The following is a 23,589-nucleotide window of genomic DNA, read 5'->3' on the forward strand; positions in this document are numbered from 1 at the left end:
CGGGGGCACTCCGAATCGGTGCAGCCAAAGTGTTCCCTGGTGCAGCGAACGGGCTGCACTGTCAGCGGGAGGCCAGCCGTCCCCAGGTGTCGATGAAGAAGGCGCCGTCGCCCGCGACGACCTGGACGCCCTGACGCTCCTCGTCGATGCGCAGCACGGGCCCGGCGACCGACCAGGCGCGCTCGGTGCCCAATTCCAGCACGCGGCCGTCCGCGGTGCCTGCGTAGCGCGAGGTCAGCACGGTGTACGTCGCATCCGCGGGCAGCACCCGGGCGAGCAGGTCCAGCCGCTCCACGTACTCGGCGCTGCTCGCCTCCTCGGCGGGCGGCAGGGCCTGCCAGCTCACGTCCAGCACGGGCTCCAGGTGGAACGCGGAGTCCATCGAGACGATGCCCTCGTCCGTGGCTGCGAAGAGCTGCTCACCCGCCACCTCCAGCGCGAGGCACGAGGTGCCCGGCAGCCCATCCTCCGAGTCGAGGACGCGCACCGGCTGTCCTTCCCGGGTGAGCACCTCCAGCCCCTCCGTGGTGCAGGCCACGACGTGGCCCGCGAAGGGCTTCAGCCCATACACGGCGCCGGGCGCGGTGGCGGGGGAGGAGAGGGCGACAGAAGCGGCGATGGTGAGGGCGGAGAGCATCACGCCCGTCACTCATTGCGAACGCTGGGCCAGCGCTCCGCCCCAGGAGGGATGCGGAGATGCGGGCTCCCCGGCGTCAGGGGTGTGCGGCCCCGGCCACAGTGCGGCCGGGGGCCAGCGGTTCCGGCCCGCGTGTCACCCGCTCAATGGGGACGCGCGGGGAGGCGGGTTGGCAGCGGCGGAATGAACCGTCATTCCGCATCGCCTCGGCGTCAGAACGACTCCTCCGGCACCTCCATCAGGTCCAGGTTGCCGTGCTCCACCATGCGCGCGGCGTGGGCCAGGCCGGGCAGCACCTCGTGGCAGTACCAGCGCGCGCTGGCGAGCTTGCCCGCGTAGAAGGTCCTGTCGCCGGGGTTGCTCTTCATCCGCTCCAGCGCCACCTGCGCGTGCCGCACCAGCAGCCAGCCGATGACCAGCTCCGCCACCGACAGCAGCACGCGGTTGCCCTGCAGGCCCACGTGGTACAGCGACTCGCCCAGCTTCCCCATCAACGTGCCGAGCATCGTCTCCACGTCACCCAGCGCCCTGCCCAGCGCGGCGCGCTCGGCCTCCAATTCCTTCCCGCCGCCGCTGCCCTCGGCCGTCTCGCGCACCTGCGTCAGCAGCCCCTGCAGCGTCGCGCCGCCATCCCGCGCGACCTTGCGCATGAGCAAGTCGAGCGCCTGGATGTGCGTGGTGCCCTCGTAGAGCGTGTCGATTTTCTGGTCCCGGATGTACTGCTCCACCGGGTAGTCCGTCAGGTATCCCGAGCCGCCGTGCACCTGGAGCGACAGCGCGAGCATCTCGTATGCCTTCTCCGAGCAGTAGCCCTTCACCAGCGGCAGCAGCATGTCGTTGAGCGCGTCCATCTCACCGGCCTCGGTGGCGCGGTGGCCGCCCTTCACCTCCACGGCGTCCTGCACGGAGGCGGTGAAGAGGCACAGCGCGCGCATGCCCTCCGCGTGGGCCTTCTGCGCCATCAGCATGCGGCGCACGTCCGGGTGCCGGAAGATGGGCACGCGCGGCGCCGTCTTGTCGCGCGCCTGCAAGAGGTCCGAGCCCTGGAGCCGGTCCTTCGCGAAGGCCAGCGCGCGCCCGTAGCCCGCGGACAGCCCGGCCATGGACTTCACGCCCACCGCCATGCGCGCCTGCTCGATGATGTAGAACATCTGCCGCATGCCGTCGTGGACCTCGCCCAGTAGCAGGCCACGCGAGGGCTTCCCGTCGCCGAACGTCAGCTCGCAGGTGACGGAGCCCTTCAGCCCCATCTTCTTCTCCAGCTTGGTGCACACCACGCCGTTGTGCTCGCCGAGGCTGCCGTCCTCTTCCACCCAGTACTGCGGCACCACGAACAGCGACAGTCCCTTGGTGCCCGGCCCCGCGCCCTCCGGCCGCGCCAGCACCATGTGGATGATGTTCTCGGACATGTCCGATTCGCCGTTGGTGATGAAGCGCTTGACGCCTTCAATCTCCCAGAGGCCATTGCCCACCTGCCGCGCCTTCGTGCGCGCCGCGCCCACGTCGCTGCCGGCGTCCGGCTCGGTGAGCACCATGGAGCCGCTCCAGTGGCGCTCCACCATGTGCGGCAGGAAGCGGCGCTTCTGCGCGTCCGTCCCCAGCCGGTCGATGATGCGCGCCAGCAGATTGCCCAGCGTGTAGAAGGCCAGCGACGCGTTGGCGCCCGCCAGCAGCTCGAACGTCGCCCAGCCCAGCGACGGCGGCGCGCCCAGGCCGCCCAGGTGCGTCGGCTGCTCCAGGAGGTGCATGCCCGCGTCGTGGAAGGCGCCCATCGCCTTCTTCAGCCCCGGCGGCAGCGTCACCTTGCCGTTCTCCAGCTTCGGAGGGTTGTGCTCCGCCTCCTCGAAGGAGGCCGCCAGCTCGCTCGTACAGAGCTGGGCGAACGTCTGGAGCATCTGCCTCGCGGCCGTCTCGTCCAGGTCGCCAAACGGCGCGCGTCCGAGCGACGTACGGCCGATGTCGAGGAACTCGAAGAGGTTGAACTCGATGTCACGCAGGTTGGGGACGTAGTGGCTCGAAGAGGTCATGGCCCCGTGACGGTACCCGACGTTGATTCGCGAGTCAGTCTCCTCACGGGTCTGTATTCACCCATAGTGAAATCCGATTGCGAATACCGGTGAATAGCGCCTAGCCTTGAAAAGCCGTCATTCAAGGCGGCGCAGCGGCTCGAAGTCAGAGCCCGAAAAGGGGCCACTCATGACTCGTCGTCCTGTCGTGTCCGTCTTTCAGTCATTGGCAGTGCTCGCACTGATGTCGGCGCCGCTCACCGCCGCCGCGCAGCAGCAGGTCTGTGACGACACGAAGCGCGCCGCGTACCAGACCGCGGTGGATGCCGGTGCGTCCGAGGCGGAGCTGGAAGCGCAGTTCGGCGGGTGTCGCGGCACGGTGACGCAGGGCGTGGTGGCCACCGTCACCAACTTCAACATCTGGTACGAGAAGATGAACAGCTGCGGCCTGCACCCGCAGCAGCGCCGCCCCGCGTGCGACGTGGAAATCCGCCAGAATGGCGGCTACGGCGCCTTCCCCACGGGCAGCAACGAGAACGTGCTGTTCTGCTTCGACTGCGACCTCAACGGCGTCTTCGAGTACGCCGTCCCGGGCAGCGTGCACGTGACGAACAACATCTCGCCGCAGGGGCCGTCCTGGTACCACTCGGTCAACGCGGTGGCCACCAACACGCCGGCCACGTGCGCGTGGGGCAGCGGCCGCACCATCCGCATCCGCGCGATTCTGTCGTGGGCCGCGAAGCCGACGAGCTGCGCGTCCAAGCCCATCTGGGGCAACTGGATTGACTTCCAGGCCCGCCTGGACCCGTGACCTCGCGCTGACGTGAAGCGCTGAAACACGAAGGGCCTCCGGGTGTGTTCCCCGGAGGCCCTTCTGTTTTCAGCGAGCTTCGTACAGCTCAGGAGCCCTTGAGCTGTAGCGTGGGCACCGCGCCCTCGCCGAGGACGAGGTGCACCTGGCCGACCTTGGACGCGAGGTCCTTGTAGGCCTCGAGCTCCTTGAGGCGCACGAGCAGCGGGTTCTCCGCCAGCACCTTCGCCGTCTGCGCCATGGAGCGCGTCGCCGCCGTCTCCTCGCGGCGGAGGATGACGTTGGCCTCCGCCTCCTTCTGCGCCTGGATGACGCGGTTGAGCAAATCCTTCATCTCACCCGGCAGCACCACGTCCTTGATGCCGAAGCGCAACAGCTCCAGGCCCACCGTCTCCGCGCGCCCCTTCACGTCGGCGAAGAGAGACTCGGCCACCGCCTCACGGGAGGCGAGCAGCTCGTCCAGCGTGCGCACCGCCACTGCCTCGCGCGCCGCGAGCTGCATGGCGAGGTAGAGGACGTCGTCCGGCGAGCGCGCCACCACGGCGAGCCGGCGCGCGTCCTCCACGCGGAAGGCCGCGGAGAGGTTGAGACGCAGGCTGACGCGGTCCTTCGTCATCACCTCCTGGCCCGTGACGTGGAGCAGGCGCTCACGCAGGTCAATCACGGCGAGCTGCACCTTGCGCGCCACCGTCCATGCCGCATGGCGGCCGGCGGGCAGCACCGCGTCCAGCGAGCCGTCCACGTAGCGCAGCACCACGCTGCCCTCCGCGGCGATGGCCTCCACGTAGTCGCTCGCGGGCACGAGGGCGCGCACGTCGTCGCGCAGCGGGGCCGTGGCGACGCCGGACGTGTCCACGCGCTCCACGCGCACGGCGGGCGAGGCAGGCACGAGGGCGCGGCCGGGGATGCGCTCCACCGTCCACACCTGGTGCTGACCGCGGCCGAGCCACTTCACCGGGCGGCCCTTGTGGAAGAGCACCGCGCGCTCGTCGGCGCCGAGCTCCACCACCTGGAGGTCCGACTCCGGCACGAGGGCCAGGAGCGACGTGTCGATGTTGGCGAGGGGCTGCTCCGTGCTCACGCGCACCACGCGCACCTTGCGGAACGGCCAGGCCAGCCAGTACCGGCCGGGCACGAGGTAGCGCGTCGGCAGCTCGTCCACCAGGACGAACGCCCGCTCATTCTGCCCGACCTCCACACGCATGATGCTCATCGCGCACCTCCCTTCTCCCGCTTCGCGGGAGCCTTCCTTGATGACCGGAGTCATGAATGCGCGCTTCATGCGCGCGGGGCTCCGGGTGCTGCTGAAAAAGTGAGGGCCCCACCCTTCACGGACGTGATGCGCCGACTGCGTGTCCCTTCCGCTTCCGGCGTCTCCGCGCTCGCGGGCCAGGCACCTCCACGGACGGCGGCAGGGGCTCCCGCTGACGGCTCGGGGTGGCCCTGTCGCCCTGGCGGAAGGCCGGGCGTCACGGCGGGGAGGGTGGAGGCGGCGGACCGGCGCTCGCGTCAGCTCCGGGCAGGACCCTCTGGTGGATGACCGATTTCAGAAATCGGATCAGAACGAAGGATTTGAACCTTCAACCCCAAGATTTGGAATCTTGTGCTCTTCCCAATTGAGCTAGTTCTGAAAGGCCCCATACGTGGGACCCTTCTTGGGCCTCATGGCGGCCCGGCCAGACGGCCCGATGTGAGGGAACCACCGCGGGCGATGGACCCGGGAACACCCTGTCCGGCACCTGAACGCAGAGCGCTCACGCCCGGACCCGGGAGCCCGAGGACAGCCCCGTGGCACCTCTGGATTCCGTCAGTTCGCAGGGACGCCACCGTGGCACAGCGCCTGACAGGGGCGGGAAATGCGGGGGCCCTCCTCACCGGTGCATGGTGAAGAGGGCCCGTGTCGCCGTCGTGTGTCGTCTATTCGGAGGTGCCGGGCTGCTCGGCGTCGGGCTCCAGCGGAACCGGAGCCTTGGTGGCTTGCGGACCGGGCTGCGCGAGCACGGCCTGCACGGCCGCCTCCGTGTCGTCAGCCGGCTTCGCGGGTTCGCACGCCGTGGGGTCCGCCATGGCCGTCAGGTCAGGCGTGCTCGTGTCCGCCCGCACCTGCAGTGCCGACGTCGGCGGCGAGCACGTGGGCTGCCGCGGCGTGCCGGACGTCGGCTTCGCCACCGAGGGCCCACGGGACGTGGAGCCCGAGTTCTTCCGGGATGCGGCGTCACCGCGCGACGTGGAGTTCGAGCGCGTGAGCGAGTCGCTCTGCGTATTGGCCTTGCCCTCGCTGGTGGAGGTCGACGTGGCCGTCGCTATCGCCGAGGGCGCGGGCTTCTTCGCCGCCTCGCCCAGCACCTCCGTCAGGCGGTTGTTGCTGTCGTGCATCTGGTCCAGCGCGCGGCCGACCGTCACGTCGTTCTGCACGCGTGCCCGCTCCATGCTGGCGTCGTGCTGGTCGCGCACCTTCTCCAGGCTCGCCTCGCGCTGGTTGCGCTCCTTGTCGAGAGTGGCCTGGTACTCCGCGCGGTCCTTCTCCAGGCTGGCCTTGAGGGCGTCGCGCTCCTTGGAGACTTCGCTCAGGCGCTGCTCCACCGAGCCCTTCTCCAGGTTCAGCACCGCCTCCGCCCGGGCCATGCATGCCGCGAGCATCTTCTCCTCGGGCTCACGCTCCGGCATCGGCTCGCCCCGGTTCCAGGCCACCATGGCGCTGCTCTGCCACTGGTAGTCCGCGTGCATGACGCACTCCTGCATCAGCCGCGTCAGCCGGTCCTCGGACCAGTCCGGTGGGGGCCGTGCGCAGGGGCCCACGTCTTCCTTGACCGAGGATGGGAAGGTGCGGACCTGACGGACCCAGCAACCGTTGCGCTGCTCGACTTTCGACGCCGTACACCCCGCCAGCCCCATCGCGAGCACCACCACCGCCGCCACATGCTTCATGTCACCCCTCCATCCCCAACGCCGGCCCGCGTTCGCCGCAGGCACGGTAGGGACGGTGCGATCCGCCGCCCATTCAATGGGGTCGTCCGCGACGCATGGGATGTCCAGGGTCCAACGAATCAGGGCAGGCGGCCGAGCGCGGAGTGACCCATTGCGCGTGTGCTGGCGAACGCTCGCGAGTGGCCCGGCTCGGAGTCACGGTGTACCGGGCCGGGGCTGTTGGGAACTTGTGGAGTGTTTCAGTGGAGCAGTTCTCGCGTATGCGTGAGCAGCTCCGCGCCTCCGGGCTGTCCGTGGCCGGGCACCACCACGCGCATGTCGGGGAAGCGCTGACGGGTGCGCTCCAGGCTCGCGGGCCAGGCCGCCACGTTCGCATCGGACAGGTTGCCCAGGTCCTTCGCGGCGCCGTCCTTCACGAAGCAGCCACCGAAGAGAACTCCACTGTCCTTGTGCCACACCACGATGTTGTCCGGCGCATGGCCCGCGCCGGGGAAGAACACCTCCACGGGGCCGAGCTTCTGTGACTCGGAAACCGTGCTCGGCGGCACGGGCTTGCCACGCTCCTTCGCGAGCCTCACCGTCGCCTCCAGCCCGTACACCGGAATCCCCCGCGCCGTGAGGGCAGGCACGCCGCCCGTCCGGTCCTCGTGGAAGTGCGTCACCACGCCCGCGCGCACCGGGCGATGCAGCGTGTCCCGTGCCCAGGCCATCAGTCGCTCCGCATGCTGCGCGTTCCACCCCATGTCCACGAGGAGCGACTGCTCACCGTCCTCGATGAGCAGTCCGTTCGCGGGGTAGTGGTCGAAGTCCGCGCCCGCCAGCGTCGTGTGCAGCCACACCCCCGGCGCGAGCTGGCGCACGTGGATGTCCTCGGCCACCGTGTACTCGGAGGACAGGGTGGGTGTGGCCTGAGTGCCGCGCCCTGGTGACGAGGCACAGGCGGAGGCGAGCAGGAACAGGGCACAGAGTCGAAGGAGGGGGCGTCGCATCATCGGGGGCGAACCTCGGCGGGCGTGGTCATCCGCCCGCGTTTCAGGAGAGGACGCGTCCGGATGCAAGTCACATGCGCGGCGCCGTGCGAGCGGTGTCCTTCACTGCCGCGGTGCGCGCTCCAGCTCAGCGCGGTTCCGTGCGAGGAAGTCCCGGATGAGTGCCGTGATTCGCGGCCCGCTGGACTCCAGCGCGAAGTGGCCCGCGTCGAGCAGGTGCACCGTGGCTTTGGGCAAATCCCGCTGGTACGGCGCCGCGCCCGCCGCGATGAAGATGGCGTCGTTCTTCCCCCACACGACGAGCGTGGGCGGCTGGTACTTGCGGAAGTACGCCTGCCATACCGGGTACAGGGGCAGGTTGTTGCGGTAGTCGTAGAAGAGGTCCAACTGGATGTCCGCGTTGCCCGGCCGGTCCAGCCCCGCCTGGTCCACCGTCCACGTGTCCGGGCTCACGAGCGACGTGTCCGGCACGCCATTCGTGTACTGCCACTTCGTGGCCTCCAGCGTCAGCAGCGAGCGCAGGGCGTCACGGTTCTCCCGCGTCGGCTGGCTCCAGTACTTCCGCAGCGGCGCCCAGAACTCGCCGAGCCCCTCCTCGTACGCGTTGCCGTTCTGCACGATGAGCGCCGAGACGCGCTCGGGGTGGCGCGTGGCCAGCCGGTAGCCCACCGGTGCTCCGTAGTCCATGACGTATAGCGCGTAGCGCTTCACGCCCACCGCCTCGGTGAAGCCCTCCACGACGCGGGCGAGGTTGTCGAAGGTGTACGCGAAGGCACTCCGCTCCGGCGCGCTGCTCTGCCCGAAGCCCGGGTAGTCCGGCGCGATGACGTGGTAGCGGTCCGCCAGCGCCGGGATGAGGTCGCGGAACATGTGCGAGGACGTCGGGAACCCGTGCAGCAGCAGCAGCACCGGCGCGTCCGCGGGCCCCGCCTCGCGGTAGAAGATGTCCAGCCCCTCCACCTTCACCGTGCGGTAGCGCACCTCTCCGCGCGACGGCCCGCGCGCCTCCTCACGCGACGGAGGCGCCGCCGACGCACCGGCGGGGACTGCGGACAGCAACAGGAACGCCAACACTCCGAACAGTCGAGACAACGCCATGGCTTGCTCTCTCTCTCTCTCTCTCTCGGCCCGGGCACCGGGCCCGCCGGTACATTAATTGTACCGAACGTTCGGTTTAATAATCGGCGCGAAATTGGCGTCAAGCCGGAGTGGTGGAGGTCCCGGAGTTGACAGGGGGCCTCCGCGCTCGCAGAGATGGAGTGGACCGTTCGTTCCAACGAGGAGGCGCCGTGCCCGCTGCCCTGCTGTCCCGCGAAGAAGTCGTCGGCCGCCTGCTGGGGGTCTTCCGGCAGCAGGGCTACGACGGGGCCTCGCTGGCCGCGCTCTCCGAGGCGACGGGGCTGGGGCGCTCCAGCCTCTACCACTACTTCCCGGGCGGGAAGGACGACATGGTCAACGCGGTGCTCGACGCCGTGGAGGCGTGGCTCAAGGGCGTGGGGCTCGCACCGTTGCGGGAGCCCGGCACGCCCGAGGAGCGCCTGCGCGCCATGCTGCGCACCCTGGACGGCTTCTATGAGGGAGGCCGCCTCGCGTGCGCGCTGGGGGCCCTGTCGCTGGGCAGCGCGAAGGAGCGGCTCCAGCCGAGGCTGCGCGAAATCATGGGCCTGTGGATGACGGAGGTGGCCCGGGTGCTGGAGGAGGCCGGCCTGAAGCCGGCCGTGGCCCGCGAGCGCGCCGAGGACGCGCTCATCGAGGTGCAGGGGGCGCTCGTCCTCTCCAGCGGGATGGGAGACGCCGCCCCCTTCAAGCGCGCGATGAAGCGGCTGCCCGAGACGCTGCTGCGCGACGCCGTCGCTCCGTCTTCCAAGCGCTCCCAGAAGCCGGGGTGACGGCGCCGCGGGTGGTTACCGCCCTCGGGTGTCTTGCTGGAGGGCGCCCACGAGGTGACAACGCCATGAGCGGCTACATGCTGCCGGTGTCGTAGCTGGAAGGCGCATCCACGTGGAAGACGAGCTCCACGGTGCGCCGCTCGCCCGGGGCCAGGGCCACCTTCCACGTGGCGATGCCGTCCTCCGCCGCGAGCGTGTAGCCGGCCGTGGACTCCGGCTCCAGCTCCACCTTCACGTCGTTCAGCTCGGACACGGGGATGTGCTCGGCCAGCTCCACCTTCTCCGGGCGCGCGCGGAGGTTGGCGAGCTCGAAGCGATACGCGAAGCGGAAGCGCTGCTTGCCACCGAAGAGCCCCTCCGACTTCCGCACCTCCTCCACCACGGTGCGCTTCACGCGCAGCCCCTCTTCCAGTCCGAAGGTCAGCTCGAAGGGCGCGCCCTGCGCCACGCGCTCCAGGTGCTGGTGTCCCAGGAAGCCCGTGTCGCGGAAGACGCTGACGGGGCCGGGCAGCAGCGGGAAGCGCGTGGTGTTGGCCACCCGTGCCACGCGGAACACCACCGGGTGCAGCTTGGGCGCCGTGCGCCACGAGAAGTCCGCCTTCAGCCGGTGGCGCCCCAGGCGCACCCGCACCGCGGTGCCATCTCCGGGCACGCGCGTCGCCTCCTGCGCCTCCCACTGCACGGACAGGCCCCGCGACTGCACGCGCAGTCCCTCGCCCTCGGCCTCCGCCTCATCGGTGCCGCCCTCCGCGTGCTGCTGCTGCTCGTCGCGCCGCACCAGCACCTTGCGCTCCTTCGGCTTCTTCGTGGCGGACACGTACAGCGGCGTCACCGTGGGCGGCGTGGCGTCCTGGCGCGGCAGCGCGGTGGAGAGGTAGAGCTTCGCCCCCGCCCAGTCCTCGCCCGAGGCCTGGCGCACCGTGGCCAGCGACGTCAGCTCCACCACGCCCGAGCCTTCTTCCGCGCGCGCTTCGTAGAGCGGCGTCCAGGACGTGCCGCCCACCAGGTACGTCAGCTCCACGGGCACCTGCGAGCCCTCGGGGCAGGACACCCGCACCTCCACGCGCTGCTCGCTGAGCGAGGCCAGCCTCTTGAGGTTCTCCAGCTCCGACTCCACCTCGTCCAGCTTCTGCTTGAGCACGCGCTGCTTGTCCGCGACGTCTCGCGCCTCCTTCACCGCGCGCAGCCGCACCGCCATCGCCGAGTCGAAGGCCGCGGCCCAGGCGCGCGAGTCCGGCTTCGGCCCGGTCAGCTCGTTCGTGACGCGGTCCACGGCCACGTCGGTGAAGGCCTGCGCCAGCCGCTCCAAGTCCTTCGCCCGCGCGGCGGCGGCGTTCAGCACCTCCTGCTCGCGGTCCAGCTCGAGGCCTCGGGCCTCCCACTTCCCACGCTCGGACTCCACCGACGCTTCGCGCGTCACGGTGTCGGCGGTGATGCCCTCCAGGGTGGCGCCGGTGGCGCGGGCGCGGAAGCTCTCGGGCGAGGCCGCCTCGGGCAGGTGTTCGAAGACGGCGGTGGTGGCGCCGTTGCACGTCACCGTCCGCGTCCGCGTCACCTGCGCGCGGTCCGGGTAGATGACGACGGAGGAAATCTGGGACGTCGTCGCGAGCGCCAGGAGTGTCAGGGGCAACAGGGTCATGATGGGTTCCTCACGGGCTCTGGGACAGGCGCCAGTGCTGGGGCCGGCGCAGGGAGTATTCAAACGAAACGGTGCTCTTGCCGGAGGGCGGCACCACCAGGTCCCACTGCAGCTCGCCGGTCTTCTCGTCCTGGCGCGCGGCGGGCGTGGTGCGCTCCAGCTTCACCTCCACCTTGCCGTCCTGGCTGAGCGGCCACTGGTCCACCACGCGCACCGGCATGGGGAACGGATAGGGATTGGGCACCTCCAGCGTGACTTCGTAGGTGTTGATGTCGTCCTTGGAGATGAGGCCTTCCTTGGACTGAACGAGCTTCACGTTGCGGGCGGTGCGCACGGCGGGGTCCACGCCGAGCGGCAGCGTGAAGGCCTCACCGGGGACGACGAGGTCCAGGTCCGCGGAGCCGGCCGGGTCGCCCCCGACGAAGAGGGAGGCCTGCCCGCCCGGCAGCACCGTGCGCGCCGGGCTCTTGAGCTGCGCGACGAGGAACGCGTCCGAGGCGAGCGCGGGGAAGACGTGGCGCTCCACCTGCACGGGCCAGGACTCGATGAGCAGGGGCACGGTGCGCTCGCCCTGGCCGCTGAGCACCGTCTCCGGGCGCGGCGCGGAGAAGGCCAGGTCGTAACCTCCGGCCAGCGAGGCGGGAAGGTCCGAGGCAATCTGCGGCGGCTGCCAGCCCGGGGGCGGTGAGAGTCCCACGTACGAGTCCACCACGGGCTCGGGCGGGTCGTAGGACTCCAAGGAGTAGCCCCCGCCGCCCCTGCTGCCCGAACCGCGTCCCGAGGCGCGCTTGATGAAACCCTGGTCCACGTTGACGCCCGTGGTCGTGGAGCCGACATCGATGGTGGGCGGGCTGCCCGTGATTTCGATCACCTCACCGAGGGCCTCGGGGAGCAGCTCCACGTTCACCCGGATGGTGCGGTCCAGGCGGAGCTGAATGTCGCTTCGGGCATAGGGCCTGAACTGCTCCTTCTCGAACCGCAGGGTGTAGACGCCGGAGGGCAGGAACGGGATGCGGTACTGACCCTGCGCGTCCGTCACCACCGTCTCCTCTCTCGGGAATGAGGGGGAGGTCGCGGTCACGACGACGTCCGGCACCGGCTGCCGGGACTGCGCGTCGATGACGGTGCCGATGATGGTGCTGTTGCGCGCGCCGCCGGGAGCGCCGCCCCGCGACTGCGAGGGCGAGGACGCGGGCGGCTGGGACGGCTGCGACGGGTAGGACTGCGTCGTGGACGAAGCGCGTGGACGGGAGGCCACCTTCTCCTCGGGCTCCTCGGGAGGGGGGAAGGGCTTGCCGGCGCGAGTCAGCAGTTGCTTGCGCAGCTCGAGCTCCAGGTCCGGCTCCGGCGTGCGTGCGGGCAGCGGCGGCGGCTCGCTGGCGCGCTCCTCCCGCCGTCGCGGCTCGGGGATGAAGCGCTCGACGGTGCCAATCTTCCAGGTGCTGAAGCGGGGCAGCGACGTGGCGCTGGAGGGCAGGGCGGTGCTGAGCGTGAGCTTCGCGCGCTCCCAGTCCTCGCCGGTGTCCTGCGTGACGCGGCCGGAGAAGGCCACCTGCACGCGCTGCTTCTCCGGCTGCAACTGGAGCTCGTAGCGCGGGTACCAGCGCACGCCCTCGGGGATGACGTACGAGAGCTGCAGCTTCGTGGGGCCCGAGCCGGAGAGGGTGACGGCCACCTCGATGCCCGGCTTGCGTGGCCGCTCGCCGAGCCGGCCCGCCTCCGCGAGCCGCTTCTCGCGCGTGTCCTTCAGCGAGAGCACCCGGTCCTCCAGTTCCAGTATCCGCGCCTCCAGCTTCGCGGCAGTGTCCACGAGGAAGGCGGCCGAGGTGCTCCACGTCGCGGGCGAGGCAGGAAGTGTGGCCGGGTTCGCGGCATCCGACGAGGACGCGGGCTGCACGCGGCGGAGCGCGGCGAGCTGGAACGTCACGGCCGCGCGCTCGGCCTGGACGCGCGCGAGGTCGTCATCCAGTCTGTCCAGCGTGCCGAGCAGCTTCTTCGCCTCGTCCCTGGGAAAAGGCGGGGCGCTGGCGGGGCGCACGTCCACCGAGGAGACCTCGGCGCCCTGGGCCTCGACGCGGATGGAGTCCAGGTCCACGGCGACCGGCAGGCGGGGCAGTTCCACGCGCTGCGTGCCGGAGACGGTGAGGGTGGCGGTCCGCACCACGCGGGCCCTGTCGCTGTACACGGTCACAGCGCTGATGGGCGCTTCAGTGGTGACGCCGAGCATGCTGGCCGCCACCCATCCGAGTCCGAAGAAGAGCATGTCGCGCAAGCTATCCAGCGCGGTGCATCCCCATCTTCACGGAGACATCATGATGCGACCACGAAAGGCGCATTCCTCCGTCGAGGAGCACCCGAAGACGGGGGACGGGAGGGCCGGAGCGGGTGCCCCGCGGGGTGATGGTAAAGAAGGCCGCTCAACTGCGTTCCTGGAAGAGAAAGGGGACGCGAGGGGATGACAAGTCATTGCGCGAGGCGCGCCGGAGTCGGGGCCGGCCTGACGTGTGTCCCCGGGACGGATGCCCTTGTCGCCTGGGACACCCTTCTCCTTTACTTTCGTGCGTTGCCAGTATTTCCAGCTTTGCGCAGGATGCGTATACCTCTGGCGGGGGATTCCCTGGGCCGTCTGGGCGTGCTACCTCAAGGGTTACACGAGGCCAGTCTGGCGTGGACGACCCATGGGGTCCAGTCATGAATTGCTGGTATTGACGGTCATTCAGGATTGGTTGAAACTTCAGGTCTGAGGTTCCTCTTTGGCTGTGCCTCGTTGGGGGAGACACATGGCAACGCTCAGGATTCAACTGCGTCGTTGGGTTGTGATTGTCGGGACGGCCGCCGCGCTGGGCGCGGGCGCCGCGTACGCGCAGATTCGCGAAGTCGCGTGCTGCTATCCCTGCACGAGTCAGTCGAACGGCTCCACCGGCTACTGCTGTAGCCCCTGCTAGCGCGCGCGGTACCGAGCGCACTTCGTCTCGCCGCGCGCCATGCGAGTCGCCATCCGCATCCTGCGGGCTTTCGCCAGACCCGTCGCCTTCGTCGCGGTCGCGGCCCTCTCCTATTTCCTGGTGGTGAGCTTCGCCACGGAGAAGCCCACAGTCTGTGAGCAGGCCGCGCCGGAGGCCTGCGTGCCTCCCGTGACGGAGGCGCCGCCGCACGTCGAGCCACCACCGGCCACCACGGTGACGGTGGCCTACCTGGTCGCGGGCAACGGCGGCTCTGGCGTCGCCGTGGACCATTCCAGCCCGGGCTCTCGCGTCGCCGCTTCGAAGTCCGAGCGGCCACGGTCCTCCGTCGAGCCAGTCCCTGTCGATGACGATGCTTCCGAGGAGGTCGCCACGCTGCTGGATGGGCGCAAGGGGCCCCGTCCCGCGAACCTGATGGATTGCCGGTTCGACGGCGGCACCTTCCGATGCGGTGAATGCACCACCGACAGTGATTGTCCCGCCGGCCAGGGATGCGTGATGGATTACGGCAAGGGCACCTTCACGTGCGCCGCCAGCGAGTGCGAGGACGACTCGCACTGCTTCCCCGGCTCGGTGTGCCGCGTCGCCGCGGGCGGCGCTCCCGGGCCGGTGATTCGCCGGTGCCTCCAGACTGGCGTCCGCCTCATCGGAGAGCCATGCAGCCGGCTGCCCGCGACGCGCGAGGAGGCGTGCGAGGAGGGGCTGCTCTGCATCAACCACCACTGCGGCACGCCCTGCACCCCGGGCGAGGCCCGTGCGTGCCCGGACGGGTACACGTGCGAGGAGAGCCCCAGCGGCGCGGCCTGCCTTCCCGACTGCCGCAAGCTGGGGTGCTCCGCGGACAAGCAATGCGCTCCGCTCAATGACGGCGCCTTCCAGTGCCTGGACCTCGTCGTGGACGAGTGCTCCGACGAGAAGCCCTGCGCGGGAGGCGCGCAGTGCATCGTGAGGGGACGCGGCGGACGCGCGGGCCGGTTCTGCGCGGCGGCCTGTGACTCGTGGAAGGTGGACAGCTGCGGCGCCAACCAGGTGTGTGGGGTTGGCGGGCCCACGGGCAGCGCGTGTTATGCGAAGTGCGACCCGCAGGACTTGAGCACCTGCCCGCAGGGCTGGCTCTGCACGACGGTGACGGAGGACCTCCAGACGTGGGGGTGCCTGCCGGACTTCATGAGCGGCGCCCGCGCGACGCCGCACCCCGGCAGCCGGGCCGTCGCGCCCGCCTCACCGTGAGGCGGACGCCGCCAGCGGCTCAGGGCGGGCTGCTGGTGACGACCCGCTGACCGACCTTCTGCATCACGTCTTCAGGCAGCAGCGCGAGCAGGTCTGGCATGTAGAGGGCGTAGGCGAACTTCCCCTGCTTGTCCTCCCACTGTCCTCCGAAGTGCAGGCCCACCACGTGGCCGCTCCGCAGCTCCACCAGGGGACCGCCCGCGACGCCGAGCATGGTGCTGACATCGCTGACGAGCTGTCGCAGCGGGAGATGCCGGGAAGTCTCCACGGGGCTGGCCGAGAGAATCCGTCCCGGCATCAGCCGCTTGGTGTGGAGCTCCAACTCCGGGCCGAGCAGGGCGCCGCGGAGGGCACTCGGGAGCGAGGCGTCCTCGGTTGGATAGCCGAGCACGTAGACATACTGCCCGGCCACGGTGTCCATGTTGTCGGCTGCCTTCGACTCCAACGTCACGGGCGGGTTCTTCGTCGCGTCGTGCCCTGAAATCTCCAGCAGCGCGAAGGAGAAGTTGCTCTTTGGAACTCCATGCGCGGCGAAGAGGACCTGCGTGACGGGGAGCGGGTTCGCGCCGTGGGGGGCGTCGTCGAAGCTGAACTCCCACGAAGAGAGTGAGAGGCCGGCGGGCGGGGGCGACGTGAGCAGCTCGGGCGGGAAGCCATCTCCCACGGTCATGATGACGTTGCGGGCGACCGCGAACCCGGTCAGGTGCATCTCGCGCTCACCGGGCGCGCCCCGCCTCACGAGCGATCCGGTGGCACGGCTGACGGCGGAAATCTGCTCCGCGGCGGGAGACAACATCCGCTGCCAGGTCTCGGAGGGCGTGTCGACGAGCTTCCCGTCCCGCACGCGCAGCGCCGGACGTCCCTGGGCGCGGACGGCGAGCTCCTCGCCCTGGGAGGCACGCGCCACGAACGAAGGGCTCGTCGGGGCCGCCTCCTTCGGGGCAATGAGGAGGGCGTACTTCGTCCGGTCGTTCTGGGCGAGGGCCAGGTCCGTCTCCGTCTTCTGGTCCGTCGGCAGCAGGTCGATGAGGTCCGCGCGGAGCCGGTAGACCTCCGGGTAGGCGGCGGAGCTCGCGACCAGCCGGTCCAGGAAGGCGCGGAGCTTCTTCAGCGTCTCCAAATCCGCGGCCTCCAGGCCTCCGAACGCGGTGCTCTTGTTCCGCAGCGTCACGTAGGTGGCCCAGCCGTCGGCCCAGCCGCAGAACTCGGCGCGGGGCACCTTCGACAGGTTCTCCTGCTTGCCCGCGGCCTGGGCCCAGATGAGGCTGCACGCGACGTGGAACGCGGCCCGCGAGGCATCCGACTGACCGTCGACAATCAGGAGCTGTCCGTCGACGAGCTGGCCGCCCGCGCGCGAGGGCCCCTTGGGCCAGTTCGCCGCCGCGCGCACTCCGGCGCTGCCCTTCTCCACGGTGCCGGTGACTTCGTTGGGCGTGCTGACCCACTGGCGAATCTTGGAGAGGATCTCCTTGACGTTGATGCCCTGGACGGTGATTTCGACCTTGGAGAGCTCGCTGGAGGCGTTGTTGATGGGGACGACCTCCTGGGGCCACCAGGTGTTCTCCTGCCTGGGGCTGGCACTGGCGCTCGTCACGGAGGCCACGGCGACGGGCTTCTGCTCGCTGGGGGTTCTCTGTTCCTCTTCCTGGGCGAACAGGTGCAGCAGCGTCCGGTGGTGGTGGGCGACCTGGAGCGCGAAGACCCTCGCGTCCGCTTCCTTCTCCTCGCCCGTGTCGAAGTAGTCGAACCTGCCGATGTAGAGGCGGGGGTCGAACCAGAGCGTGTAGAGCTCGCTCACCAGGAGGTAGCAGAGCCCCACCAGAATCGCCGAGTACACGAGCTTCGCCACGGGGACTGCCGCGAAGAGTTCCATGACGTATCCGCTCATTCGACGAGGACGGGAGGAGCCGCGAGCCGGCATCGCAGAGCACCACGGGCTTGAGGGAACGGGGTGATGCTAGGCGGGCGAGCGAAGCACTGACAAGCAACGCCCTCGATACCGACCTGGAGGACAGGCCGATGCCGGGGGCGCTCGGAGTCGGGCGGGGCGGGTGCTACCGCGCGGCGGGCTCAGTGGCTGTGTTGTTGGAAAGGCTGCATCTGCGCCGCCAGCGCGCGCTGGAACGCGGGCCTCGCCTCACAGCGCTCCTTGTAGGCCTTCAGCTTCGGCTCGGCGTCGAGCAGGTCGGTGTGGCGGAGGATGCGGAGCACCGTGGTCATCATCAAATCTCCGACGGTGAAGCGGCCCTCCAGGTACTCGCGGTCCCCGAGCCAGGTGGCGAGGTCCGCGAGCCTGCGCCGGACCGCCGCCTCCAATTCCGGGCGGCGGAGCTTCGCCCACTCCTGGTCGGCGGCGAAGAGGTCGAGCTCGGCGAGCTGCATGACGAAAATCTCGATGGAATTGAGCGCGGCGAAGACCCACGTCGTCGCGCGTGCCCTGCCAGCTTCATCCGCGGGGAAGAGCACGTCGCTCCGGGACGCGATGTGGAGCACGATGGAGCCCGACTCGAAGAGGGTGAGGCCATCCTCCTCGAGCACCGGCACCTGGCCGAACGGCTGGAGGGCCCGGTAGTCGGCCGACGCCTGGACCTGCGGGTCGATGAGCCGGGCCTCGTATGGCAGGCCGGCCTCTTCCAGCGCCCACCGCACCCGGAGGTCGCGCACCAGGCCCTGCGCGAACGGCGGCACCCACTTGAACGCACTGACTCGAATCATGTCCTCGTCTCCTTGGTGTGAGCGGTTCGAGGAGCACTCTGTCGGGACGCAAAATATGCTCAAGAACATAGATTGGGCCCCGCCAGGATGGCGCTTCGGAGGAGATGCCATGCCGTACACCGCGGAACACAAGGCGCGCACGCGCGCGCGAATCGTCGAGAGCGCGAGGGTGATGTTCAACCGCCACGGCTTCGACCAGGTCTCCATCGACGATGTCATGAAGAGCGCCGGCCTGACGCGCGGCGGCTTCTACAACCACTTCTCCAGCAAGGACGAGCTCTACGCCGAGGCCGTGCGCAGCTTCACCACCTGCAACCCGTTCACGAAGCGTCAGGAGGCGTCGAAAAGCCCTCCTCCTCCGCCCCCTCGGCTCGCGCGGCAGTTGGTGGACCTGTACCTCTCCGACGAAATCCTGAACGACGTGGACCAGCACTGTCCGCTCATCGCGCTACCGTCCGACGTGGCGCGCGCCGGACTGGAGCCTCGTGCCGCGTACACCACGCTGATGGAGAACATGGTGCACGTATTCCAGGCTGCCTTCCCGGAGAACGACAAGGATGCCGAGCGAAAGGCCCTCCTGATGGTCAACCTCTGCGTCGGCGGCATGGTGCTGGCACGGACCACGGATGACCCGCGCCTGCGCAAGAAGCTCCGCGCCACCGCACGCGCGGAGGCGCTCGCCGTGCTGGAGCGTTGATGCATGGCCCACCGGACTCGGGGCACGGTGGGGGACGGAGCGCTCGGGGTGGCTACCGGCGCTCCACGTCCCACCAGCCGAACCACATCGTCCGTTCTTCGGTGAGATGGACCCAGCCGGGCGCGTGCGCGTACGCGCGCGGGAGCAGTCCCGCCTGTGTCACCGCGTGCGCTGTCTCATCGAATGAATAGAGGTGCAGCGCGACGGACGGGCCCGCTGTCTGGATTTGGCGCATGGGCATCTCGTGCCCTTCGAGCCCGGGGCGCCGCTCCAGCACGGTGAAGAGCAGGCGCGCGCCCGGCTCCAGCGCCGCGGCGAGGTTGCCGAGCACGCGCGGCAAATCCTCACAGAAGTCCAGGCAGCCGATGGCCAGCGCCACGTGGAAGCGACCCCACTCCGGGGGAAACGGCTGGTGGTAGCTGTGCAGGTGCCAGGCACCGGACGGCCGCGCGCGTCGGGCGAGCTCGAGCATCTCCGGGGAGAGGTCCGTGCCCACCACGTCCACGGAGGCGTCCAGTCCGCGCGTGTGCAGCCCGGGGCCACAGCCCACGTCGAGCACGCGGCACCCGGGCTTCACGGCCTCCGCGAGGAAGCACTCCACGCGGTCCTCGTAGCGGTGGAGCACGGAGAAGAGTGCCTCGTATTCCGGGGCAATCTCCCCGTACGCCTGTCGCACTCCGTCTTCCTGCGCGTCCCGGGACATGGTTCCCGGAGCCTAAGCACGCGACAAGGCCCGCGTGGAGAAGAACCCCGCAGGCCCTGGAACAATGGGACAGATGCTCGGTGCCGAGGCCGCTCACCCGCTCCGGGGCGTGCCGCATTCCGGGCAGAACTTCGCGCGCTCGGGGACCTCCTGGCCGCATTGGCCGCAGGCCACCTTCTGCACTGTCAGTGGCTTGCCGCACTCGGCGCAGAACTTCCCGCCCTCCGCCTTCGCGTTGCAGTGCGGACAGGCCGCCACGCGCGCCGCCTTCACGTCCAGCGACGCCACCTGGTCCACCTTGCGCATCTTGTCCCGCGCCTGCTCCACCGCCACGTGCGCCTGGAGGGAGGCCGCCTCCTCCGCGAGGTCCGGCGCGCACGCCTCACACAGGCTCCGCGCCTCGTTCCAGCACGACTGCGGGCACACCCACTTCCCGCACCGCGTGCAGTTCTTGAAGTGCTTGCGCCCTTCCTCCACCGCCTCCGCGTAGGCCTCGTCCCAGCCCTGGCCGCGCAGCGCGTCCTTCAGGTGCGTGCCCGCGTGCGCCGCGCGTCCAATCGTCCCGCCGAAGAACGAGCCCGCCGCGCGGAGAATCCCCGTGGCCACGCCCACCTTGCTCGCGATGAACGGCGACATGTGCCCGTTGCCGCACTTGTCGCAGAAGAACTCGAACTGGAAGCCGTAGTCGTTCGAGCGGTCCGTGTAGTTCCGGGTGAACTGAATCATCGACATGCCGCGTGTGCCCCCTTGAGACCCACGCGGCACGCTAACACACGGCCTCAGCCTTCGACCTGCCGGAACACCACCAGCGAGCGGCCCGTCAGCTCGAACTTCCCCTGCGGGCGCTCTCCGCTCCGCGCGTCATCCGCCGTGTACAGCTCCAGCTCCCAGTGGTGTCCCGGAGCCGCCGGGGCGAGCTTGAAGGGCACCGGCTCGTGGTGCGCGTTGAGCAGGATGAGCAGCGCGTCGCCGATGATGCGCTGGCCACGCTCGTCCGGCGTGGGAATCGCGTCGCCTCCGAGGAGGAACGCCAGCGAGCGCGTGAAGGGCTTCTGCCAGTCCTCCGCGCTCATCTCCGAGCCGTCCGGTCGGAACCACGTCAGGTCCTTGTGCTGCGAGTCCCACAGGTGCGCGCCCTTGAAGAAGCGCCGCCGCTGCAGCACCGGCTGCCCGTGACGGAAGTGGATGAGCTTGCGGGTGAACTCGAGCAGCTTCCGCCGCCGCTCATCCAGGTTCCAGTCCACGTAGGACAAGTCGTTGTCCTGGCAGTACGCGTTGTTGTTGCCCCCCTGAGTGCGGCCCATCTCGTCACCGGCGACAATCATCGGGATGCCGGTGGACAGGAAGAGCGACGCCAGGAGGTTGCGCTTCTGCCGCTCGCGCAGGGCGATGACGTCCGGGGTGTCCGTCTCGCCCTCCACGCCGCAGTTCCAGGACTGGTTGTCGTCCGCGCCGTCGCGGTTGTGCTCGCCGTTGGCCTCGTTGTGCTTGTGGCTGTACGTCACCAAATCGTGCAGCGTGAAGCCGTCGTGCGCGGTGACGAAGTTGATGCTCGCCTGCGGCTTGCGGCGCGCCTCCGCGTAGAGGTCCGCGTTGCCGGTGAGGCGGTAGCCCATCTCGCCCGCGAGGTTCTCATCGCCCTTCCAGTAGCGCCGCAGCGCGTCCCGGTACTTGCCGTTCCACTCGCGCCACGGCGCGGGGAAGCCGCCCACCTGGTAGCCGCCGAGCCCCACGTCCCACGGCTCGGCAATCAGCTTCACCCGGCTGAGCACCGGGTCCTGGTGGATGATTTGGAACAGCGCCGCGTCCCGGTCGAAGGCGCCCTCGCCCGTGCGTCCGAGCACCGTGGCCAGGTCGAAGCGGAACCCGTCCACGTGCATCTCGTTCACCCAGTAGCGGAGGCTGTCGGCGATGAGCCGCGCCGTCTGTGGATGGGCTGCGTTGACGCTGTTGCCGCACCCGGTGAAGTCCAGGTAGTGCCGCCGCTCGGGCATGAGCCAGTAGTACGCCGCGTTGTCGATGCCCTTGAGCGACAGCGTGGGCCCCAGGTGGTTGCCCTCGCACGTGTGGTTGTAGACGACGTCGAGAAGCACTTCGATGCCGGCCGCGTGCAAATCCCTCACCATGGCCTTGAACTCGGCCACGGCGGCGCCCGGCGTCTTGCGGCTGGCGTAGTACTGCTCCGGGGCGAAGTAGCAGAGCGTGTTGTAGCCCCAGAAGTTGGACAGCTTCTTGTCGTTGAGGAACGAGTCGTCCGCGAAGGCGTGCACCGGCAGGAGCTCCACCGTCGTCACGCCCAGCGCCTTCAGGTGTTCGATGACCGCGGGCGAGGCGAGGCCCGCGTAGGTGCCGCGCAGGTGCTCGGGCACGCCGGGGTGGCGCATGGTGAGGCCGCGCACGTGGGCCTCGTAGATGACCGTCTTGCGCCAGGGGACCTCCGGACGTCTGTCATTGCCCCAGTCGAAGAAGTCGCTCACCACCACGCTCTTCGGCACGCCCGCGGCGCTGTCTCGCTCGTCCTTGGCCAGGTCCTGCTGCGCATGGCCCAGCGGGTAGCCGAAGACGGGCTGGCGCCAGTCCACCTCTCCGTGGAGGGCCTTGGCGTACGGGTCCACCAGCAGCTTGTGCGGGTTGCAGCGGTGCCCGTGTTGCGGCTCATACGGACCATGCACGCGCAGGCCGTACAGCGCTCCCGGCTCCAGGCCCGGCACGTAGCCGTGGAAGACGTTGTCCGTCACCTCGGGCAGGTCGAAGCGTCCGGTTTCCTTCGCTGGGTGGGCCGGGTCGTAGAGGCAGACCTCCACGCGGGTGGCCACCGAGGAGAAGACGGCGAAGTTGACTCCGGTGCCGTCGAACGTCGCACCACGCGGCCAGGGCTTGCCCGGCCAGACCTCCCTGCTCATTCGGGCTCTCGATTCCTCTGAAGGAAAAATGCCCGCTGAATGTGGGAGTGCCCCTCCGGGCCGGCAACCGTCACGCGGCGGCAGCGTGGTCCAGTGAGCGCCAGGTGCCCAGCGCCCAGTCCTGCTCGTCCGGGTCGTCGAAGCTCACCACGCAGAGCGCCCGGCGCCTGCCGGACCTGCACAGGGCCGTCAGCCGGCACTCGCCCGGCTCCATGTGCAGCGAGGCCCTGCCGCTCACCCGCTCGCCGCGGTGCTCCAGCTCCAGCGCGCGGCGCTCGACGGTGGTGGGGGCGAGGCTCTCCTCGGTGCCGTCCTCCAGGGGGACGAAGCGCACGCTGCGGCGATGGTCCCTTGCCACCCACGTGCCGTCCTGGAGGTGCGCCTCCGCGAGCGAGCCGGGGATGCGAATCTCCCAGCCCTCCGGCAGCACCACCTGCACCGTGCCGCGCCGGTAGCCCATGGGCGGGCCGCCGGAGGCGGTGGCCGCGCGGCGGCGGACCTCCTCGGCCAGCGTGCCGCCGATGCCCAGGTAGCCGAGCACCTCCTGCCACTCGCGCCACGGGTAGGTGAGGGACGAATCTTCGCGCCAGGCCGACTCGAGCAGGCGGGCCACGTCGCGCAGGAGGGCGCGCTCCTCGTCCAGGAGCGGCGGGCGCCACACCACGTCCGTCCACAGGCGACACATCGCGCGGCTCAGCCGCGTGCGCGCATGGAGGCCGGGTGTCCACCAGGGAAACACGTCCATGCCGCGGCGCGGGTCCTCGTAGACGTTGCGCAGCCAACGTTCATCGCGAGGCCCGAGCGGCGTGAGGAGCGCGCCGGGATGCTCGAAGGTGTGGCCGAAGCGCATGGACAGTCCGAAGCCGGACTCTCCCTGGCTGCGCATGCGAAGCACCTGGGCCACGGACTCCTGGAGCGAGGCGAGCATGTAGACCTCCACCGGGCCCGCGTCGCCCGTGTGGAAGTAGCCTGTCGGGTCGCCCACGCCCGCGGTCTCATCCGGCTCCGCCCAGGTGAGGCCGAGCTCCTGGCCGAGCCGCTTCACCATGTCGCAGAGGTAGACGTGGTAGCCGGGGCCCACCGCGGAGGTTTCGGCTGAAATCACCACGCGTCCGCCGGTGGCCGCGAGGATGGAGACCTCACCCGCGGCGGGATGGAGGCGGAGGCGGAGCATGGGCGCGCCCTGGGGACCGGTGTCCATGCGGGCGCTCTCCAGCAGTTCCTCGGCGTGTTCATGGACCCAGGCCAGGGCTCGCCGCAGCCAGGGTTGGGCTGACTCGGGGGGCGAGAACGGATTCACGTCCGCGTCGCGCCGGCCGGCCAGCAGCAGCTTCACACTCATTTCACCCCACCCGTGTTCAAGCTTCGCTTCCCTCTTGTTCGATAGCGTGTCTGGTGTCGAAGGTGCCACCGACGCGCAGTGCCTGACCGCCCGTCCTCCACGTCGCCCGGGCTTGCGGGCGGGACGCCGGGGGCTCG

The 23,589-nt window shown here is 69.8% G+C and carries 19 protein-coding genes and 1 tRNA gene; 5 read left to right on the forward strand and 15 right to left on the reverse strand.

Features of this window, described 5'->3' with window-relative positions:
• Window positions 1-61: 61 nt before the first annotated feature.
• Window positions 62-640 (reverse strand): hypothetical protein, encoded by a 579-nt coding sequence (locus ACVTJA_RS03460; RefSeq protein ID WP_465833751.1) that lies wholly within the window; start codon window positions 638-640, stop codon window positions 62-64.
• Between the two features lie 209 nt (window positions 641-849).
• A complete protein-coding gene (locus ACVTJA_RS03465; RefSeq protein ID WP_465833752.1) occupies window positions 850-2,664 on the reverse strand; it encodes an acyl-CoA dehydrogenase in 1,815 nt (604 codons plus the stop codon).
• Between the two features lie 169 nt (window positions 2,665-2,833).
• Between ACVTJA_RS03465 and ACVTJA_RS03470 the strand changes: the two genes are divergently transcribed.
• The gene (locus ACVTJA_RS03470; RefSeq protein ID WP_465833754.1) at window positions 2,834-3,454 is read left to right on the forward strand and encodes a hypothetical protein; all 621 of its coding nucleotides are present in this window, start codon (window positions 2,834-2,836) and stop codon (window positions 3,452-3,454) included.
• 88 nt (window positions 3,455-3,542) lie between these two features.
• On the opposite strand, the gene ACVTJA_RS03475 is transcribed toward ACVTJA_RS03470, so the two are convergent.
• The 5 genes from ACVTJA_RS03475 to ACVTJA_RS03495 form a co-directional block, all read right to left on the reverse strand.
• Complete coding sequence (locus ACVTJA_RS03475) at window positions 3,543-4,667, reverse strand: slipin family protein (protein ID WP_465833755.1); 1,125 nt, start codon at window positions 4,665-4,667, stop codon at window positions 3,543-3,545.
• Between the two features lie 344 nt (window positions 4,668-5,011).
• Window positions 5,012-5,085: transfer RNA gene (locus ACVTJA_RS03480), tRNA-Trp, on the reverse strand.
• A gap of 286 nt (window positions 5,086-5,371) precedes the next feature.
• Window positions 5,372-6,382, reverse strand: coding sequence for a hypothetical protein (locus ACVTJA_RS03485; RefSeq protein WP_465833756.1), 1,011 nt, complete (start codon window positions 6,380-6,382; stop codon window positions 5,372-5,374).
• 239 nt (window positions 6,383-6,621) lie between these two features.
• Window positions 6,622-7,371: a PYX family subclass B1 metallo-beta-lactamase gene (gene blaPYX, locus ACVTJA_RS03490; RefSeq protein WP_465840762.1), complete on the reverse strand. Its 750-nt coding sequence runs from the start codon at window positions 7,369-7,371 to the stop codon at window positions 6,622-6,624.
• Between the two features lie 102 nt (window positions 7,372-7,473).
• The gene (locus tag ACVTJA_RS03495) at window positions 7,474-8,469 is read right to left on the reverse strand and encodes an alpha/beta fold hydrolase (RefSeq protein WP_465833757.1); all 996 of its coding nucleotides are present in this window, start codon (window positions 8,467-8,469) and stop codon (window positions 7,474-7,476) included.
• Between the two features lie 191 nt (window positions 8,470-8,660).
• Between ACVTJA_RS03495 and ACVTJA_RS03500 the strand changes: the two genes are divergently transcribed.
• Entirely contained in the window at window positions 8,661-9,260 is a 600-nt protein-coding gene (locus tag ACVTJA_RS03500; protein WP_465833759.1) for a TetR/AcrR family transcriptional regulator, read from the forward strand.
• Between the two features lie 73 nt (window positions 9,261-9,333).
• Here the strand turns inward: ACVTJA_RS03500 and ACVTJA_RS03505 are convergent, their stop codons facing one another.
• Together ACVTJA_RS03505 and ACVTJA_RS03510 are read right to left on the reverse strand one after the other, a co-directional pair.
• Window positions 9,334-10,899, reverse strand: coding sequence for a mucoidy inhibitor MuiA family protein (locus ACVTJA_RS03505; protein ID WP_465833761.1), 1,566 nt, complete (start codon window positions 10,897-10,899; stop codon window positions 9,334-9,336).
• Between the two features lie 10 nt (window positions 10,900-10,909).
• Window positions 10,910-13,162 (reverse strand): mucoidy inhibitor MuiA family protein, encoded by a 2,253-nt coding sequence (locus ACVTJA_RS03510; protein WP_465833762.1) that lies wholly within the window; start codon window positions 13,160-13,162, stop codon window positions 10,910-10,912.
• A gap of 517 nt (window positions 13,163-13,679) precedes the next feature.
• Between ACVTJA_RS03510 and ACVTJA_RS03515 the strand changes: the two genes are divergently transcribed.
• The gene (locus tag ACVTJA_RS03515; protein ID WP_465833763.1) at window positions 13,680-13,844 is read left to right on the forward strand and encodes a hypothetical protein; all 165 of its coding nucleotides are present in this window, start codon (window positions 13,680-13,682) and stop codon (window positions 13,842-13,844) included.
• A gap of 39 nt (window positions 13,845-13,883) precedes the next feature.
• Window positions 13,884-15,092, forward strand: a complete 1,209-nt coding sequence (locus ACVTJA_RS03520) for a hypothetical protein (RefSeq protein ID WP_465833764.1) — start codon at window positions 13,884-13,886, stop codon at window positions 15,090-15,092.
• 19 nt (window positions 15,093-15,111) lie between these two features.
• Here the strand turns inward: ACVTJA_RS03520 and ACVTJA_RS03525 are convergent, their stop codons facing one another.
• Complete coding sequence (locus ACVTJA_RS03525; RefSeq protein ID WP_465833766.1) at window positions 15,112-16,965, reverse strand: hypothetical protein; 1,854 nt, start codon at window positions 16,963-16,965, stop codon at window positions 15,112-15,114.
• A gap of 197 nt (window positions 16,966-17,162) precedes the next feature.
• Window positions 17,163-17,807, reverse strand: coding sequence for a glutathione S-transferase family protein (locus ACVTJA_RS03530; RefSeq protein ID WP_465833767.1), 645 nt, complete (start codon window positions 17,805-17,807; stop codon window positions 17,163-17,165).
• A gap of 109 nt (window positions 17,808-17,916) precedes the next feature.
• On the opposite strand from ACVTJA_RS03530, the gene ACVTJA_RS03535 reads away from it, so the two are divergent.
• Window positions 17,917-18,504, forward strand: a complete 588-nt coding sequence (locus tag ACVTJA_RS03535) for a TetR/AcrR family transcriptional regulator (RefSeq protein WP_465833769.1) — start codon at window positions 17,917-17,919, stop codon at window positions 18,502-18,504.
• Between the two features lie 52 nt (window positions 18,505-18,556).
• Here the strand turns inward: ACVTJA_RS03535 and ACVTJA_RS03540 are convergent, their stop codons facing one another.
• The 4 genes from ACVTJA_RS03540 to ACVTJA_RS03555 form a co-directional block, all read right to left on the reverse strand.
• Window positions 18,557-19,207, reverse strand: coding sequence for a class I SAM-dependent methyltransferase (locus ACVTJA_RS03540; RefSeq protein WP_465833770.1), 651 nt, complete (start codon window positions 19,205-19,207; stop codon window positions 18,557-18,559).
• A gap of 93 nt (window positions 19,208-19,300) precedes the next feature.
• Complete coding sequence (locus ACVTJA_RS03545) at window positions 19,301-19,939, reverse strand: double zinc ribbon domain-containing protein (protein ID WP_465833771.1); 639 nt, start codon at window positions 19,937-19,939, stop codon at window positions 19,301-19,303.
• 47 nt (window positions 19,940-19,986) lie between these two features.
• Entirely contained in the window at window positions 19,987-22,110 is a 2,124-nt protein-coding gene (glgX, locus tag ACVTJA_RS03550) for a glycogen debranching protein GlgX (protein ID WP_465833773.1), read from the reverse strand.
• Window positions 22,111-22,180: 70 nt separating this feature from the next.
• On the reverse strand, window positions 22,181-23,452 hold the full coding sequence (locus ACVTJA_RS03555; protein ID WP_465833775.1) for a hypothetical protein: 1,272 nt from the start codon (window positions 23,450-23,452) through the stop codon (window positions 22,181-22,183).
• Between the last annotated feature and the right edge of the window lie 137 nt (window positions 23,453-23,589).

This window comes from Pyxidicoccus sp. M6 (genome assembly GCF_055568925.1).

Coding starts and splice junctions, on each gene's coding strand:
- ACVTJA_RS03485 (WP_465833756.1), bottom strand. CDS start 6,382: ATGAAGCATGTGGCGGCGGTGGTGGTGCTCGCGATGGGGCTGGCGGGG.
- ACVTJA_RS03520 (WP_465833764.1), top strand. CDS start 13,884: ATGCGAGTCGCCATCCGCATCCTGCGGGCTTTCGCCAGACCCGTCGCC.
- ACVTJA_RS03540 (WP_465833770.1), bottom strand. CDS start 19,207: ATGTCCCGGGACGCGCAGGAAGACGGAGTGCGACAGGCGTACGGGGAG.
- ACVTJA_RS03535 (WP_465833769.1), top strand. CDS start 17,917: ATGCCGTACACCGCGGAACACAAGGCGCGCACGCGCGCGCGAATCGTC.
- ACVTJA_RS03545 (WP_465833771.1), bottom strand. CDS start 19,939: ATGTCGATGATTCAGTTCACCCGGAACTACACGGACCGCTCGAACGAC.
- ACVTJA_RS03555 (WP_465833775.1), bottom strand. CDS start 23,452: ATGAGTGTGAAGCTGCTGCTGGCCGGCCGGCGCGACGCGGACGTGAAT.
- ACVTJA_RS03505 (WP_465833761.1), bottom strand. CDS start 10,899: ATGACCCTGTTGCCCCTGACACTCCTGGCGCTCGCGACGACGTCCCAG.
- ACVTJA_RS03470 (WP_465833754.1), top strand. CDS start 2,834: ATGACTCGTCGTCCTGTCGTGTCCGTCTTTCAGTCATTGGCAGTGCTC.
- blaPYX (WP_465840762.1), bottom strand. CDS start 7,371: ATGCGACGCCCCCTCCTTCGACTCTGTGCCCTGTTCCTGCTCGCCTCC.
- ACVTJA_RS03475 (WP_465833755.1), bottom strand. CDS start 4,667: ATGAGCATCATGCGTGTGGAGGTCGGGCAGAATGAGCGGGCGTTCGTC.
- ACVTJA_RS03530 (WP_465833767.1), bottom strand. CDS start 17,807: ATGATTCGAGTCAGTGCGTTCAAGTGGGTGCCGCCGTTCGCGCAGGGC.
- ACVTJA_RS03495 (WP_465833757.1), bottom strand. CDS start 8,469: ATGGCGTTGTCTCGACTGTTCGGAGTGTTGGCGTTCCTGTTGCTGTCC.
- ACVTJA_RS03510 (WP_465833762.1), bottom strand. CDS start 13,162: ATGCTCTTCTTCGGACTCGGATGGGTGGCGGCCAGCATGCTCGGCGTC.
- ACVTJA_RS03525 (WP_465833766.1), bottom strand. CDS start 16,965: ATGGAACTCTTCGCGGCAGTCCCCGTGGCGAAGCTCGTGTACTCGGCG.
- glgX (WP_465833773.1), bottom strand. CDS start 22,110: ATGAGCAGGGAGGTCTGGCCGGGCAAGCCCTGGCCGCGTGGTGCGACG.
- ACVTJA_RS03515 (WP_465833763.1), top strand. CDS start 13,680: ATGGCAACGCTCAGGATTCAACTGCGTCGTTGGGTTGTGATTGTCGGG.
- ACVTJA_RS03465 (WP_465833752.1), bottom strand. CDS start 2,664: ATGACCTCTTCGAGCCACTACGTCCCCAACCTGCGTGACATCGAGTTC.